General features: G+C 38.4%; 15 protein-coding genes, 1 tRNA gene and 1 other RNA gene. All 17 read left to right on the forward strand.

Annotation, left to right across the window (positions count from 1 at the left end; genetic code table 11):
* The first annotated feature begins 55 nt into the window (after positions 1-55).
* The 17 genes from dnaG to E7A03_RS00595 all read left to right on the forward strand — a co-directional run bounded on the left by dnaG (position 56) and on the right by E7A03_RS00595 (position 15414).
* Positions 56-1828 carry a DNA primase gene (gene dnaG, locus E7A03_RS00515; RefSeq protein ID WP_316073555.1) on the forward strand — a complete coding sequence of 591 codons (1773 nt, stop codon included), beginning with the start codon at positions 56-58 and terminating at the stop codon, positions 1826-1828.
* A gap of 28 nt (positions 1829-1856) precedes the next feature.
* Positions 1857-3017, forward strand: coding sequence for an RNA polymerase sigma factor RpoD (rpoD, locus tag E7A03_RS00520; protein WP_004696398.1), 1161 nt, complete (start codon positions 1857-1859; stop codon positions 3015-3017).
* Positions 3018-3222: 205 nt separating this feature from the next.
* Positions 3223-3561: a 6-carboxytetrahydropterin synthase QueD gene (gene queD / locus E7A03_RS00525; protein ID WP_012864569.1), complete on the forward strand. Its 339-nt coding sequence runs from the start codon at positions 3223-3225 to the stop codon at positions 3559-3561.
* Complete coding sequence (locus E7A03_RS00530; RefSeq protein ID WP_316073557.1) at positions 3548-4303, forward strand: 4Fe-4S cluster-binding domain-containing protein; 756 nt, start codon at positions 3548-3550, stop codon at positions 4301-4303. The genes queD and E7A03_RS00530 overlap by 14 nt, the downstream gene beginning before the upstream one ends.
* An 86-nt stretch (positions 4304-4389) precedes the next feature.
* On the forward strand, positions 4390-4953 hold the full coding sequence (gene folE / locus E7A03_RS00535; protein ID WP_287552508.1) for a GTP cyclohydrolase I: 564 nt from the start codon (positions 4390-4392) through the stop codon (positions 4951-4953).
* Between the two features lie 65 nt (positions 4954-5018).
* A tRNA-Ile gene (locus tag E7A03_RS00540) sits at positions 5019-5093 on the forward strand.
* 244 nt (positions 5094-5337) lie between these two features.
* Positions 5338-6069, forward strand: coding sequence for a tRNA (adenine(22)-N(1))-methyltransferase (locus E7A03_RS00545; RefSeq protein ID WP_077708558.1), 732 nt, complete (start codon positions 5338-5340; stop codon positions 6067-6069).
* Positions 6070-6084: 15 nt separating this feature from the next.
* Positions 6085-7188: a Nif3-like dinuclear metal center hexameric protein gene (locus E7A03_RS00550; RefSeq protein ID WP_316073559.1), complete on the forward strand. Its 1104-nt coding sequence runs from the start codon at positions 6085-6087 to the stop codon at positions 7186-7188.
* A gap of 49 nt (positions 7189-7237) precedes the next feature.
* An RNA gene (rnpB, locus tag E7A03_RS00555) (RNase P RNA component class A) lies at positions 7238-7588 on the forward strand.
* Between the two features lie 57 nt (positions 7589-7645).
* Entirely contained in the window at positions 7646-7975 is a 330-nt protein-coding gene (locus E7A03_RS00560) for a thioredoxin family protein (protein WP_004698670.1), read from the forward strand.
* 273 nt (positions 7976-8248) lie between these two features.
* Positions 8249-9388, forward strand: a complete 1140-nt coding sequence (locus E7A03_RS00565; RefSeq protein ID WP_119563196.1) for a hydrogenase small subunit — start codon at positions 8249-8251, stop codon at positions 9386-9388.
* Positions 9388-11289 carry a nickel-dependent hydrogenase large subunit gene (locus tag E7A03_RS00570; protein ID WP_287501482.1) on the forward strand — a complete coding sequence of 634 codons (1902 nt, stop codon included), beginning with the start codon at positions 9388-9390 and terminating at the stop codon, positions 11287-11289. Before E7A03_RS00565 ends, E7A03_RS00570 begins: the two co-directional genes overlap by 1 nt.
* 14 nt (positions 11290-11303) lie before the next feature.
* Complete coding sequence (gene cybH / locus E7A03_RS00575; protein WP_004698529.1) at positions 11304-12113, forward strand: Ni/Fe-hydrogenase, b-type cytochrome subunit; 810 nt, start codon at positions 11304-11306, stop codon at positions 12111-12113.
* On the forward strand, positions 12106-12684 hold the full coding sequence (locus tag E7A03_RS00580; protein WP_316073560.1) for a HyaD/HybD family hydrogenase maturation endopeptidase: 579 nt from the start codon (positions 12106-12108) through the stop codon (positions 12682-12684). The genes cybH and E7A03_RS00580 overlap by 8 nt, the downstream gene beginning before the upstream one ends.
* 68 nt (positions 12685-12752) lie before the next feature.
* Positions 12753-13130, forward strand: coding sequence for a hydrogenase expression/formation C-terminal domain-containing protein (locus E7A03_RS00585; protein WP_008714244.1), 378 nt, complete (start codon positions 12753-12755; stop codon positions 13128-13130).
* Between the two features lie 376 nt (positions 13131-13506).
* Positions 13507-14517, forward strand: a complete 1011-nt coding sequence (locus E7A03_RS00590) for a glycosyltransferase family 2 protein (RefSeq protein WP_316073561.1) — start codon at positions 13507-13509, stop codon at positions 14515-14517.
* 84 nt (positions 14518-14601) lie between these two features.
* Positions 14602-15414 carry a C40 family peptidase gene (locus tag E7A03_RS00595; RefSeq protein WP_008714242.1) on the forward strand — a complete coding sequence of 271 codons (813 nt, stop codon included), beginning with the start codon at positions 14602-14604 and terminating at the stop codon, positions 15412-15414.
* The last annotated feature ends 4 nt before the right edge of the window (positions 15415-15418 follow it).

Raw genomic sequence — 15418 nt, forward strand, 5'->3', positions numbered from 1 at the left:
GGATTTTTTATTTGTATATAGAATTAATATATATATGGGGAAGGAGGCGTTGGCTATGAGCCGATATTTTGAAAATGAGTTGATTGAACAAATCAAAGATGCTAATGATATCGTGTCAGTTGTATCCGAGCATGTAGCCTTAAAGAAACGCGGCAAGAACTATTGGGGTTGTTGTCCATTTCATAATGAAAAAACGCCATCCTTTAGTGTAGCCCCTGAAAAGGGTTTTTATTATTGCTTTGGGTGCCATGCATCAGGAAATGCTATTAAATTTCTTATGGAATTAGAGCATTTAACCTTTGTAGAAGCTCTAGAGCGGCTAGCTAATCGAGCTAATATTCCATTGCCAGAGGCGAAACTTTCACCTGAGCAAAGAGCTAGAGATGAAAGACGCAAAAAACTATATGAAGCTTCTGATTTAGCGGCTACTTTTTTCCATAACTGTCTCACTCAAACGTCTATTGGTAAAGTGGGATTAGATTATTTAAAAAAGCGAGGGCTCACACAAGAGACCATAGAAACATTTAAGCTTGGTTTTGCTCCTGATGGTTGGGATAAGTTATATCGTGCCTTTCATGAGCGTGGCATTGATGATTCCATTCTTTTAGAGTTGAATCTTGTCCGAAAGAACCAAAAGGGTCAATTTTATGACTTCTTCAGAAATAGAATTATGTTCCCTATTATGGATGGTAAAGGGCGAGTAGTTGCTTTTGGTGGACGCGTTATGGATGATAGTACACCAAAATATTTAAACTCTCCAGAGTCATCAATCTTTGAAAAAGGTAAACTCTTATTTGCCTTTGATAAGGCTTATAAATCTATTCGTGAGGAAAAACAAGCTATTCTTGTAGAAGGCTATATGGACGTTATATCCGCTCATAATCATGGTGTTACTAATGTAGTCGCATCATTGGGGACTGCTTATACAAGAGATCATGGGCATATCTTGATGAGGCAGGCTGAAGAAATCGTGTTAGCTTATGATATGGATGGTGCTGGTCGTCAAGCGGCTGCTAGGGCTATTGAATTATTGCAAAATACGGATTTTAAGGTGCGTGTCCTTGCCATGCCAGACGGCAAAGATCCAGATGATTATGTGCGTAATCATGGGGGACAGGCATTTAAGGAGTTAGTTGCTAAAGCTGTTAAACCTCTTGATTATCTATTAAGTGAGTCTTTGATTAAACACGATACAAATGATACAGAAGGGAAGCAGGCTGTTATGGCAGATGTTTTCCCATATATTGCAAATATAGATAGTCAAACACAGAGAGATGATGCTTTAAAAACATTGGCATTGCCATTATGGCTTGATAATAGTACTATTTTTAGATACTTTAGAGATTATGTGAAAAAAGGACAAATTAAATTAGTGGATACTGCATCAACACCTTTGCCAACACAGGATTTACCAAAGGGGGATGCGGAAAAATTATTGTCTTTAGCTTTCACAGATGGCGAAGTATTACAACATATGATGAGCTATTTGCCATTAGAGGACTTTGAAAAAATTGAATATCGAGGTATAATAGAAAAGCTATTCACCTTGTATAAGTCCGAAGGTCGTCTAGATGAAACTGCAATTCAATCTGTTTTATCTTCTCAAGAATACGATATTTACTCTAGGTTGGTCGTCATGAGTGACGATGAATATAAGGTACAAGTGCCTGCATTAATCCGTAAGATAAGGCTCCATTCATTGCGTGAACAGTATAAAGCGCATTCAATTATGGCGGATCAATTAAAACGAGCAGGAGATTCGACGTTTATTAGCGAATTACATAAGTGTCAGGAAATACAGAATTTAATTAGAGAATGGTCTAAGTAAATCATTAATGGTTAAAAAGGAGAGCGCTGTGGCTAAGAAAGTACAAAAAAGTCAAATAGAGGAGATTGTTGAGCAACTTCTTGAAAAAGGCCGTAAGAGCGGTGTGTTGACACAATCCGAGATTTCAGATGCTCTTCATGAGCAGACGGAAATTACTGCGGAACAATTAGATGATATTTATACGACTTTGGGTAAATTGAATGTAGAGATTGTGGCAGATATTGATGCTGATGATACAGATAGTCATACAATTGAAACGGATGAAGATGAAGACGAAGTTTCTAGCGAGAAGAAAATTTCTATCGATTTAAGTGTTGATTCTGGTGTTAATATCGATGACCCTGTACGAATGTACCTAAAAGAGATTGGTCGCGTACCATTGCTTTCAGCTGACGAAGAAATCGTATTAGCTAAGCAAATCGAAGCTGGTGCACAAGAGGATGCTACATATAAAGATATTCAACTTAGCAAAAAGGCTAAGAAAAAATTGGTAGATGCTAACTTGCGATTAGTTGTAAGTATCGCGAAACGTTATGTAGGTCGCGGTATGTTGTTCTTGGATCTGATCCAAGAAGGTAACCTAGGTCTGATTAAAGCGGTAGATAAATTCGATTATACTAAAGGTTATAAATTTTCAACGTATGCTACATGGTGGATTCGTCAAGCAATTACGCGTGCTATTGCAGACCAAGCTCGTACGATTCGTATTCCTGTACATATGGTAGAAACAATTAATAAATTGATTCGTATTTCTAGACAATTGTTGCAAGACAAGGGTCGTGAGCCATTGCCAGAAGAAATTGCTGAAGGTATGGGAATTACTGTAGAGCGGGTGCGTGAAATTCAAAAAATCGCCCAAGAGCCAGTATCCTTGGAAACTCCGATTGGTGAAGAGGAAGATTCCCATTTAGGGGACTTCATCGAGGACCAAGATGCAATTGCTCCAGACGATGCAGCTAGCTATATTTTATTGCAAGAGCAGATTGAAGATGTATTTACATGTTTAACTGATCGTGAGCAACAAGTATTGATTTTACGTTTTGGTTTGAAGGATGGTAAGCCTCGTACATTGGAAGAAGTTGGTCAACATTTCAATGTTACACGTGAACGTATTCGTCAGATTGAAGGTAAAGCGCTTACTAAATTGCGCAACCGCGGTAAACGTGATAAAATCAAAGACTTCTTATAATATTTTGAAACTCTTAAGGGTTGTAATGCAGTGTTGTATAGCACTGTATTACAACCCTTTTGTGTTATAATAAAAAATAATAATATCTTACAATAAAAAGCATTTTATGATAAGACTTATGTAGTAGAGAAGGGTCTCATGTAATAGCGATAAGTCTTATGTAATAGATATAAGTTGAAAGCTTATGTGATGGATAGGAGATATAATGTTTACAGTTACTAAACGGTTAGAGGTGAGTGCATCTCATCAATTACAACTAGATTATCCGAGTAAATGTCAAAATCTTCATGGGCATAACTGGATTATTACAGTTCATGCTCGTTCTGAAGAGTTAGATCATAACGGGATGGTCATCGACTTTACGATTATTAAAGAAAAAATTCATGGTCGCTTGGATCATCGCCATATCAACGATGTACTAGGCGACATTAATCCCACTGCGGAGAATATGGCAAAATGGATTGCTGATGAATTGGGCCCAAAATGCTTTAAAGTAGAGGTTCAAGAATCTGAAGGGAACACAGCTATTTATGAACGTGATTGAGATTTTTGCCTCCATTGATGGGGAAGGTAGTCGGCAAGGCTTGCTGACTACATTTTTACGTCTTCATGATTGTAATATTCGCTGTTCCTATTGCGACACGACTTATAGTTACGGCATTGATAGTATTTTCACAGAGATGACTATATGTGAGGTGGCGGATGTTATTGAAAGCTTAGGTAATCATCGCATTACTATTACTGGTGGGGAGCCTCTATTACAGGAAGCTGCTGTTGTAGAGTTAATTGATGAATTAAATAGTCGGAAGGCTTTAAAGATACAAAACAGTCCATCAAATCAAAGTGATTTAACTCGTATTAATGATATAGATAAAGATGTAGATACATTTGATAAACGAGAGAGGCCTAATAATAGTCCTTATGATTTCAATATTGAAACAAATGGAACGATTGTACCGAGCTTTCAGAGAGAAAATGTGTGGTTTACCTATGATTATAAAACACCGTCTTCTTTAGCCGAAGAGTCTATGAATATAGATATATTCAAGGTGGCTACAGAACGTGATTTGATTAAGTTTGTCGTTGGTTCTCCAGAAGATTTGGATTGTATGCGTCACATAATTGACCAATATCCTACAGCGGCTCAAATATATGTATCGCCTGTATGGGGGAAGATTGAGGCGGCATCGATTATCGATTATATGAAAGCATATAATTTGCAGAATGTACGATTTCAATTGCAAATCCATAAATTTGTCTGGGATCCAGATGCAAAGGGTGTATAGTATTGTTAGAATGTGTGGTATCAGTATCTTTTCTAATGTATAGTATGATATGAGGGCTGATGAAATCTTGATATAAAGGGGTAAATATGGATACGAAAAAAATAGAATCACTTATATATCAGTTGTTAGAAGCTTTAGGTGAGGATCCTAAGCGGGATGGTTTGTTAGAAACACCGAAACGGGTGGCTCAAATGATGGAAGAGGTATATGAAGGCATTCAGTATACAAATGCTGAGATTGCAGACATGTATGGTAAGACTTTCGCTGTAGATACAAACCAAATGGTAGTAGTAAAGGATATTACTTGCTTCTCTCATTGTGAACATCATATGGCATTGATGTATGATATGAGTATTAGTATTGGGTACATTCCAAAAGGTCGTGTCATAGGTTTATCTAAGATTCCTCGCATAGCTGAAATGTGTTGTAAGCGTTTACAACTACAAGAAAAAATTGGCGAAGATATTGTGGAGGTAATTTCTTTAGCGACAGGGTCTGATGATGTTATTGTGCACATTACATCGTCTCACAGCTGCATGAGTGCACGAGGTATTAAATCTACAGATAGCCAAACGACTACACTAACTACTAAAGGCGTATTTAACGAAGATCATATGATTCACCGTTTTATGCTAATGAAACAGTCTTAACATTTGAGTTGCCTTGACTAAATGATAGTCTATTCGGTATAATTAATAAGCTAGAAACTAACTGAGGGCCTATAGCTCAGGGGTAGAGCAACCGGCTCATAACCGGTCGGTCCCTGGTTCGAACCCAGGTGGGCCCACCATTATGTTGACATCTACCGTCCTTGAGAATTCAAGGGCGGTTATTTTTATATGTAAATCATTTATTTGTGTAACTTAACAAAGCTTATTTTTGAATAGTATTATGTTTAGAAATAAATAAACGAGAACAAATATGTAAATAAATAAGCATAAAATAAGCAAAAAATAATCAAGAATAAATAATTAAGAATTAAGAATTAAGAATGAATAGTTAGTAATATATAATTAGTAATAGTAGAGGAAGTTATGGAACCTAGACCTATGATGGACCGCCTAGAAGCGGTATTCTCAATCGTACCAAAGGCTCATGCCATTGCCGATATCGGTACCGATCATGGCTATTTAGCGGTAGAGCTCATCAACCGTCAACGCGCTGAATATGTCATTGCCGGTGATGTACATAAAGGTCCGTTAGAGTCTGCAAGATCATATGTTGAGTCTTGTGGACTAGCCGATAAAGTAGATTGTCGTTTAGGCGATGGTCTTAAAGTGACAGAAAAGGGCGAGTTGAACGGCGCCATTTGTTGTGGTATGGGTGGATTTTTAATGCGAGATATTGTAGATGCAGGCCCAGAACCATTAGAGTTCTATGTACTCCAACCACAGAATGGACAAAAAGAATTACGTCAATATATGGTTCAAAAGGGATATGTTATTGTTCTAGAAATTATCGTAGAAGATGCTGGTAAGCTCTATACAGCATTTTTAGCCGTGCGCAATGACTGCGTGGAAGCTTATACAGGTATGACTGAATATGTAGATGTTTATCAATCGTTACCGGAAGACTCCTTGTTGTGGTCTGTAGGGGCTTTATTGGAACAAGATAGACCACCACTTTGGATGAAATATATAGAGTATTTAATATATCAACGACAATGTGCATTAGATGATATGACAGAGAAATTAAATCATACTGATAAATATCAGGATTTAGAGCAGGAAGTTAATTTTCTTCGTAATCTTTTAGAGAATAAATAGAAAGAAGTGAGTTGTATGATAACGGTTCAACAAGTTATTACCTTGATGGAGCAATTAGCACCGCGTTCTTATGCAGAGTCTTGGGATAATGTAGGTTTAATGGTGGGCGATCGGAATGTAGTTGTTACAGGTGTAGTGACTACGTTAGACGTAACAGAAGAAACCGTAGAATATGCTATTGAACAAAATTGTAATTTAATTGTTAGCCACCACCCATTAATCTTTAAAGGGTTGAAACAGATATCATGTGATACTGCTCATGGGCGTACGATTAATAAGCTGATTCAACATAAGATTGCCGTATATAGTGCTCATACAAATCTTGATATCGCACCAGGCGGTCTAAATGATATGTTGGCGAAGCAATTGGGACTTATAGATATTAAGGGCTTCATTAAAACTGGTGAAGAGGCGCTTTATAAGGTGACCACTTTTGTACCTGAAAGCTCGGCTGATGCGGTTCGATTGGCGATGGGTGATGCAGGGGCAGGCCGAATTGGTAATTACGAGCATTGCAGTTTCAGTATCCATGGGGAAGGACGCTTTGTTGGTAATGAAGATTCTCATCCTGTCATTGGGGCAGCTGGCGCTTTGACAGTGGTTCCTGAGGTACAAGTGAATGCTATCGTTGATGGTACGCATTTAAGCAAAGTCGTAGCGGCTATGAAAGCTGCTCATCCATATGAAGAAGTTGCTTATGAGGTTTTGAATATAGTCGAGCCTACTAGTTCAACTCAATATCTAGGACGGGTAGGTCGCTTGCCTAATGCATTAAACTTAGATTCTTTCCGTGAGTGGGTACAAGAAGCGTTGCCTGATGCTAACATTCGTTTTGTTGGTATTGTGCCGAAAGCTATTCAATCCATTGCTCTATGCTCTGGTGCAGGTGCAGAATTTATTAAGGATGCTGCCCGGTTACATGTAGATGCCTATATTACAGGTGATGTGAAGTATCATGAGGCGCAAATGGCTAAGGAATTAGGTTTACTCGTAGTTGATGCGGGGCATTTTGGAACTGAGTCTATAGTGGCACATGGTTTACGTGACTATTTAATCTCTGCAGGGCTTACTGTTCCTGTGAAAGCTTTCACAGAACAAAATGATTTCTTCTTTGTGTAATGATGCATTTTCTTGCAACAAATTGTTAGCTATGATAAACTGAATTGAAGCAAGTATGAAAGACGGTTGCGAGTCTATACGACTCGAGGAAAGTCCGAGCTCCATAGGGCAGGATGCCAGATAACGTCTGGCGAGGGTAACCTTAGGGAAAGTGCCATAGAAAAGGAAACCGCCACGTAAGTGGTAAGGGTGGAAAGGTGAGGTAAGAGCTCACCAGCAGTCTGGTAACAGGCTGGCTCGGTAAACCCCATCTGGAGCAAGACCGAATAGGGAAGGGTTAAGGGTGGTCCCGCCTACCTTCCGGGTTGTGTCGCTCGAGCGTGCAGGCGACTGTACGCCTAGAAAGATAATCGTCACCGCGCAAGCGGAACAGAACTCGGCTTATTGATTGCTTGCTTCTATATTTAACATATAATTGATAGTATATAAGATTGTAGATCTTTGTTAGGAGAACTTCATGGCAATTACAGCAATTACTAGTGTACAAGAATTTGATGAGAAAGTGCTTGGCGCTAAAGGTTTAGCTATTGTTGATTTTTGGGCTGGTTGGTGCGAACCTTGCACTGTTATGCGTCCAGAGATTGAAGACGTAGCAGAGCGTTTAAAAGGTCAAGTAGAATTCTTTAGTGTTAATGCAGAAGATAAAAATCTTCGTGGTATTTTGTTAAAAGAAGATGTTGATGGTATCCCATCCTTAGTATTCTTCCGAGATGGCAAAATGCTTGATTCCCTTGTGGGCTATAAAAAAGCAGATATGCTTGAGTCTCTAATAAAGGAAGTTATCTGATTAATTAATAACTAGGAATTCTTAGGAAATGAATAACATGAGGCTGTATATAAGGAAAGTTAATTTCTTATATACAGCTTTTTTGTTAAATTTCATAGTTTTCAAAAATGTTAAGTGATATAATAAAATAGTAAAAATATGATTGTCATCATGTTGGTTGAACTTCTTCAAAGTGATAGAGGACGCTAATAAAATGATTTCCGTCATAAACGTTGTAGTTTATTAAGTAATATAATTATATTGCGCAAAGTTGTTGTAAGGAGGCTATATTCCATGAAGAATCGTATAAATAGTTTGTGGACACTCTTCCAAGAACGCCGTTTGAGTCGACGAACATTTATGAAATCCTGTGTAGCACTCACTGCTATTTTAGGACTACCTCCAACGATGTTAGACACCGTTGTTAAGGCTGCCGAAACAACTGAATTACCTACGGTGATTTGGTTGCATGGTCATGAATGTACTGGTTGTAGTGAATCTTTTATCCGTTCATCCTCTCCCTTTACTTCTGATGTTATTTTGAATATGATTTCTCTTGAATATGATGATACGTTGGCGGCAGCGTCTGGTGCACCATTAGAGGAACATTTAGAAAAAATCATCAAAGAAAAAGCCGGTAAATATATCTTGGCTGTTGAAGGTGGTGTACCACTTGATGACGATGGCGTTTATTGTACAGTAGGTGGACGTACGTTTAAAGAATCTCTATTAGAAGCAGCTAAAGGAGCTGCAGCAATCATAGAATATGGTTCTTGTGCTTCTTGGGGCGGTATACAGGCGGCAAAACCAAATCCAACAAATACAGTTTCTGTATCTTCCGTTGTATCTGGCAAGCCAATTATTAAGGTCCCTGGTTGTCCTCCAATTCCAGAGGTTATGACTGGCGTAATCATGCACTATGCATTATTCGGTCAAATTCCACCTCTTGATTCTCAAGGCCGTCCTAAACAATTTTATGGCAATCGCATTCACGACACATGCTACCGTCGTGCCTTCTTTGACTCTGGACTTTTTGTTGAAAAATTCGACGATGATGCATCCAAATCTGGTTGGTGTTTGTATAAAGTAGGTTGTCGTGGACCTCAAACATATAATTCTTGTGGTAACTTACGTTGGTGGAATGGTTTATCCTATCCAATTCAATCCGGTCACGGTTGTATTGGTTGCTCTGAAAAGGGCTTCTGGGATAATGACGTATTCTACAAACGTTTACCAGATATTCCATTGGCTAATACCATCACGACTGCTGATACAATCGGTACAGTAGCTGCTGTTGGTGCTACTGCAGCAGTTATCGTTCATGGTGCTGCAACTCTTACGCGTAATAAAATTCTTGATATGAAAGAAGAAAAACGCTTAAAAGAACAAGGCTTATGGGATGAAAAGAAACATAATAATGGAGGAGGTCACTAATGAAACGCGTAGTAGTAGATCCGATTTCCCGTATTGAAGGTCATTTACGGGTTGAAATAAAAGTTGATGAAGCGAGTGGTAAAGTAGAGGATGCATTGTCTTCTGGTACTGCTTGGCGCGGTATCGAACTTGTTGCTAAAGACCGCGATCCTCGTGACCTTTGGGCGTTCGTACAACGTATTTGTGGTGTATGTACTACAACACATGCATTGGCTTCGTTAAGAGCTGTTGAAGATGCGCTTGGTATTACAATTCCTAAAAATGCAAACTATATACGTAATATTATGCATAGTAGTCTAGATGTGCATGATCATATTGTGCATTTCTATCATTTACATGCCCTTGACTGGGTTAGCCCGGTAGCAGCTCTTAGTGCCGACCCTGCTAAAACCGCACAATTACAAAATGATGTATTGGCTACATATAATGTAAGCGGTTTAGCACCTGCTGAAACAGCATCCAAAGACTCTGCTTATCCTAAAGAGTTTTCTAAGGCTACTACAGCATACTTTACGGCTGTACAACAAAAGGTTAAGAAAATCGTTGAATCTGGCCAATTGGGTATTTTCTCTGCGCAATGGTGGGATCATCCTGACTATAACTTGTTACCTCCAGAAGTTCATTTGATGGCCGTATCTCATTATTTGAACATTCTTGATCGTCAACGGGATATTGTAATTCCTCACGTTGTATTTGGTGGTAAAAACCCTCATCCTCATTACATTGTAGGTGGCATGCCATGCTCTATTTCTATGAATGATATGAATGCCCCTATTAATACACAACGCCTTGCTGCTGTAGAGCAATCTATTGCATTAACTAAAGACTTAGTTGATAATTTCTACGTGCCAGATCTATTAGCTATCGGTAAAATATATGTAGAAAAAGGTATGATTGATGGTGGTGGCCTTGCGAAGAAACGCGTTATGTCCTATGGCGATTATCCTGATGATACGTACACCGGTATTTCTAATGGTGACTATCATAAGAAATGTATTGTTCGTTCCAATGGCGTTGTTGAAAACTTTGCGTTAGGTGTAGATAAAGCAACATTTATCCCATTAGAAGGTAAAGATTTCATGGATCCTCAATACCTTAGTGAAGAGGTTGATCATTCCTGGTTTACATATCCAGATGGAACAAAAACACTTCATCCTATTGAAGGTGTTACTGATCCTAAATTTACAGGTCCTAAATCTGGTACAAAAGAAAAATGGGAATTCCTTGATGAAGATAAAAAATACTCTTGGATTAAATCTCCAACTTTCAAAGGTAAAACTGCAGAAGTTGGTCCATTAGCAAAATATATTGTTGTGTATACAAAGGTAAAGCAAGGCATTATCAAAGATCCAACTTGGGCAGAATCTATGATTGTTCGTCAAATTGACACAGTATCCCAAGTATTGGGTGTACCAGCTCATGCATGGATGACTACTATGGTGGGGCGCACAGCATGTCGTGGTCTTGATGCACAAGTGGCAGCAAATATTAGCCAATACTTCTTTAACAAACTTGTATCTAATATCAAAAATGGTGATACTACAGTAGCGGATATGACTAAATTTGAGCCAAATACATGGGATAAAGATGCTAAAGGTGTTGGCCTTGTAGATGCGCCTCGTGGTGGTTTGGGTCACTGGATACATATTAAAGATGGACGCTCTGCAAATTATCAATGTATCGTACCATCTACATGGAATGCGTGCCCTAAAACTGCAGCTAATGAACATGGTGCCTATGAAGATTCCATGATTGATACACATGTAAAAATTGCAGATAAACCACTTGAAATTTTGAAGGTAATTCACTCCTTTGATCCATGCCTCGCATGTGCAACCCATTTATACAATAAAAAAGGCGAAAAAATTGTTTCCGTCAATACAGATGCATTGTGTAAATAAAGGGTGGTGGGCTTATGTTAATACATACTGACAAAAAGGCGTATGTCGTATTTAGTCTATGGCTGCGCATATTCCACTGGACTATGGTGCTTAGTGTAACGGCTTTATTCTGGACAGGACTATATATTGGTGATCCAGGCTTTGCTGCGATTACGGGTAACCCTGAACCAACTTTTGCTATTGATGGCTGGTTCTCTATGGAAACTATGAGGCGTATTCATTTCATTGCAGGTGTTATCTTAACATTCTCCTTTATCTTCCGTTTTGCAGGCGCTCTTTGGAACCGAGGGGATAGATTATTACCTAAATTCCGTCAAAAACGGTATTGGTACGGTCTTAAAGAAACAACATTGCACTATTTAATGATTCCTCAAAAACATGAACATCATTGGCTTCGTAATTCCTTAGCTAGAACTGCGTATATGATGGTATACATTATGTTCTTCTTTGAAATCTTAACGGGTTTTGCAATGTATTCGATGGTTAATCCTAATGGTATTCTAGGAACTTTATTTGCACCAGTGATTACATTATTTGGTGGTGAATATAAAGTCCATGTTATCCATCACTACATTGCGTGGGGATTCTTGTTCTTTACTATTGTTCACGTGTATATGGCATTCCGAGAAGACGTTATGGAGGAATCCGGCGAAGTATCTGCTATGGTTTCGGGTATGAAATATTACGCTCATGACCCAATTGATATTGAAGATCTCAATGGTAAACGCCGTCGTGGGGAACGTATTGATAAACCATCTGGTACTACATATCGTCCAAGTGATCCTAATGATCCTAGAGAAAGAGAATTACAAGAAAATGACTAATACAAGTACTGATATCATCAGTGGCTTGAAACAATACGCGGACTCAGAGGGTCCGTGTATTGATTTAAACAGCCTTTATGATGATGGAGATAATGAAATTGTCCTACTTGGAGTCGGTAATATTTTGCTTACCGATGAGGGATTAGGTGTTCATGTAGTAAAAGAATTGAAAGAATCTTTCACATTTACACCTCCGATTTCCATTATTGATGGTGGCACTATGGGGATGGAATTACTCACGTATATGCGTGGTATGAAGAAAATCCTTCTTGTAGACGCTATTAATGGCGGAGATGCTCCAGGAACTATATATGAATTTCCTCATAAGGAATTAGAACAATATTTTACGGAACATATTTCTGTACATGAAGTAGGAATGCAAGATATTTTGCGCATCCGTGCTATTCAAGAAGATCCATTAGAAGATGCAGTGGTTATCGGTGTTGAACCGGAATCATTGGAAATTGGTTTTGAACCTAGCGGGCCGGTACAATGTGCCTTGCCTGAGGTTAAAAAACGTATTTTGCATGTCCTACGAGAATGGGGCGTAACAGTTGAGCCTAAAGCATAAAGTGGAAATTTCATATAATGTATAGATATCTTATAGAATGTAAAGATAGTTTCTGTATAGGAGTATTTATGATTGAAAATTATGGTAATGTTCGCGCTGTTTTAAATGAGTTGCGTTTGGCTCTAAAGAATTTGCGTGAAACTGGTGAAACATATTCGATTTATATTGAAAAAACAGGTTTAACAGAGGAAGAACAAGTTGAAGTATTAGAAACTCTTGGACGGGGTCATATTACGATTAACTTTAATGAAACTGATCAACCTGTAGAATGGTATGAATCACAATTTTCTGGGATCTGGATTGGGACTTATAAAAATGGTCGCGATGATTCCATTTTACATACAGTAGAGGTCGCTAAATATCCAGTTGTAGCTGGTGCTTATATAGAAGATATGGAACTGGCGGAGGAAGATTTACAATCTTGGATTGATGCTGCTGGATTATAGTAAAGGAGACCCTTAACGGGTCTCTTTTTCATGAAAAATAGATGAAATTAGGCATTTTTGATAATTTTATGATAAAAATTCATATAAATTTTTGATTAATAGTTGATAACGCTAGAAATAATAATATTTGTTTCTATATTACTAAAATAAATATTTTTTATAAATTGCTTTATTGAGTAGATTGATAAATAAATTGATATAATATTAATTGGCTGTACTTATATAAAGGGAAAATGAAGGGTTTTATTGGTATTTTATAGAGAAATAGCTTGTTTACTGACTTTATAAACATTATTAAGCCTATTGTTAACCTTTAGCATTTGCCTTAATTTACTAATTAACATAAAATATGTGAGTAAAATACTTTGGAGGATTTATGTTACTTTCTATTGTAGTGCCTGTATATAACGAAGAGGAAAATATAGCGAACTTTTATAAAGCTGTAACTGATGTTATGTCAGGTCTCACGTATGATTATGAATTAATCTTCGTGGATGATGGATCTAGTGATTCGTCAGCTATGATACTGCGTGAAATTGCATTCAATGATAAACATGTTAAAGTGTTATTGTTAGCTCGTAACTTTGGGCATCAAACGGCACTTACATGTGGGCTTGATTATGCTCATGGCGATGCAGTCATTACAATGGACGGTGATATGCAGCATCCACCTGCATTGATTCCTGAACTAGTTCGATTGTGGGAATCAGGGTATGATGTGGTGCGTACCATACGCGATTCAACTGATGACGCTAGTTGGGCTAAATCTTTCACGTCTAAGTATTATTACAAACTGATGAACAAAATGGCCGATGTTCCTATTGTTGAAGGTGGGTCCGATTTCCGCCTCATGAATAGTAAAGCATTGGGCACGTTGAAACGATTCAGAGAACATGGTCGATTTTTGCGCGGTATTGTCGGTGCCTTAGGGTATAGACAAGCAGAGTTGCACTTTGTGGCACCACCTCGATTTGCAGGTGTCTCAAAGTTTAGTGTGCGTAAAATGATCCGCTTTGCTCTCGATGGTGTAACCGCTTTTTCAAGGGTGCCTTTACGGGCCGCCTTGTATGTAGGTGTACTTTGTGGTGGAATGAGCTTTTTGCTCATCTTACATCTTTTGTATGTATATCTTACAGGACAAGCTTTGAATGGGTGGACAACCTTGGGCGTATCAATCTTGTTTATTGGTGGAATTCAACTCGTCGGACTGGGAATTATTGGCGAGTATGTAGGTCGTATTTTTGAAGAGGTGAAGCAACGGCCTTTGTATTGGGTTAAGTCAGCTATAAATTTTGAAGAGCATGAAGAGGCTCCGTTACTCGGGCCAAGTAGTGCAGATATTTTTATGGCACCAGAGGCTTATACTAACAAAAGCAAAGAAGACTAGCTGTATTTGTGAATGCAAATAAATAGACGGTTAGTATATTTTGAATAAATAACTTACTTTAAAAGTTTTTTGGAAAGGAAGCATATGAAGTCAAAATATAGTAAGGTTAAAATAACGGCATTAACATTAACTTTTGTGTGTGCCACAACAGCCATGGTTGGCGCAACAACATTACAATATGGTGATAAGGGCAAAAGTGTTACAGCGGTTCAACAACAACTAATTAAACACGGCTATAATGCTACAGATAAAAATGGTGTATATGGTAAGGAAACGAAGTGGGCAGTTCGTCTGTTCCAACAAGATCGTGGCCTTCCGGTGGATGGTATCGTAGGTCCTGCTACGTATAATGCATTGATGGGTGCTCCTCGTTCTACGAAGGCAGTATTGACTCAAAATGCAGCAACTAAAGCAGTAGCAACGAAATCCGCTTTTACAAACAGTAATGCGACATCCCGTCGTATCGCTGGTCAATCCATTAATGGCAAGAACGTTAAATTAAACAATATTACGAAAAATGAAACACCTAGCAGCATTCACGCAATCTTGGCAGAAGCTGACAAATACCGTGGCGTACCATATGTATTTGGTGGTACAACTCCAAGTGGATTTGACTGCTCTGGTTACGTTAAATATGTATTTGAAAAACAAGGTATTTCCTTACCGCGTTTGGCAGATGAACAGTATAACGTAGGTGTTGAAGTTTCTCGTGCGAACTTGAAAGCAGGGGATTTGGTATTCTTCGAAACCTATGAACCAGGTCCATCTCACTCCGGTATTTATATTGGCGATGGCAAGTTCATCAGCGCCACTTCCAGTCGTGGTGTTGCAGTAGCAGACCTTGATACTGGTTATTGGGGCGAACGCTACATCGGCGCAAAACGCGTTGTACGCTAATTTA

The sequence above is a fragment of the Veillonella parvula genome, assembly GCF_032472435.1.
GTDB lineage: Bacteria > Bacillota > Negativicutes > Veillonellales > Veillonellaceae > Veillonella > Veillonella parvula_N.

Coding starts and splice junctions, on each gene's coding strand:
- dnaG (WP_316073555.1), top strand. CDS start 56: ATGAGCCGATATTTTGAAAATGAGTTGATTGAACAAATCAAAGATGCT.
- queD (WP_012864569.1), top strand. CDS start 3,223: ATGTTTACAGTTACTAAACGGTTAGAGGTGAGTGCATCTCATCAATTA.
- E7A03_RS00530 (WP_316073557.1), top strand. CDS start 3,548: ATGAACGTGATTGAGATTTTTGCCTCCATTGATGGGGAAGGTAGTCGG.
- folE (WP_287552508.1), top strand. CDS start 4,390: ATGGATACGAAAAAAATAGAATCACTTATATATCAGTTGTTAGAAGCT.
- E7A03_RS00545 (WP_077708558.1), top strand. CDS start 5,338: ATGGAACCTAGACCTATGATGGACCGCCTAGAAGCGGTATTCTCAATC.
- E7A03_RS00550 (WP_316073559.1), top strand. CDS start 6,085: ATGATAACGGTTCAACAAGTTATTACCTTGATGGAGCAATTAGCACCG.
- E7A03_RS00560 (WP_004698670.1), top strand. CDS start 7,646: ATGGCAATTACAGCAATTACTAGTGTACAAGAATTTGATGAGAAAGTG.
- E7A03_RS00565 (WP_119563196.1), top strand. CDS start 8,249: ATGAAGAATCGTATAAATAGTTTGTGGACACTCTTCCAAGAACGCCGT.
- E7A03_RS00570 (WP_287501482.1), top strand. CDS start 9,388: ATGAAACGCGTAGTAGTAGATCCGATTTCCCGTATTGAAGGTCATTTA.
- cybH (WP_004698529.1), top strand. CDS start 11,304: ATGTTAATACATACTGACAAAAAGGCGTATGTCGTATTTAGTCTATGG.
- E7A03_RS00580 (WP_316073560.1), top strand. CDS start 12,106: ATGACTAATACAAGTACTGATATCATCAGTGGCTTGAAACAATACGCG.
- E7A03_RS00585 (WP_008714244.1), top strand. CDS start 12,753: ATGATTGAAAATTATGGTAATGTTCGCGCTGTTTTAAATGAGTTGCGT.
- E7A03_RS00590 (WP_316073561.1), top strand. CDS start 13,507: ATGTTACTTTCTATTGTAGTGCCTGTATATAACGAAGAGGAAAATATA.
- E7A03_RS00595 (WP_008714242.1), top strand. CDS start 14,602: ATGAAGTCAAAATATAGTAAGGTTAAAATAACGGCATTAACATTAACT.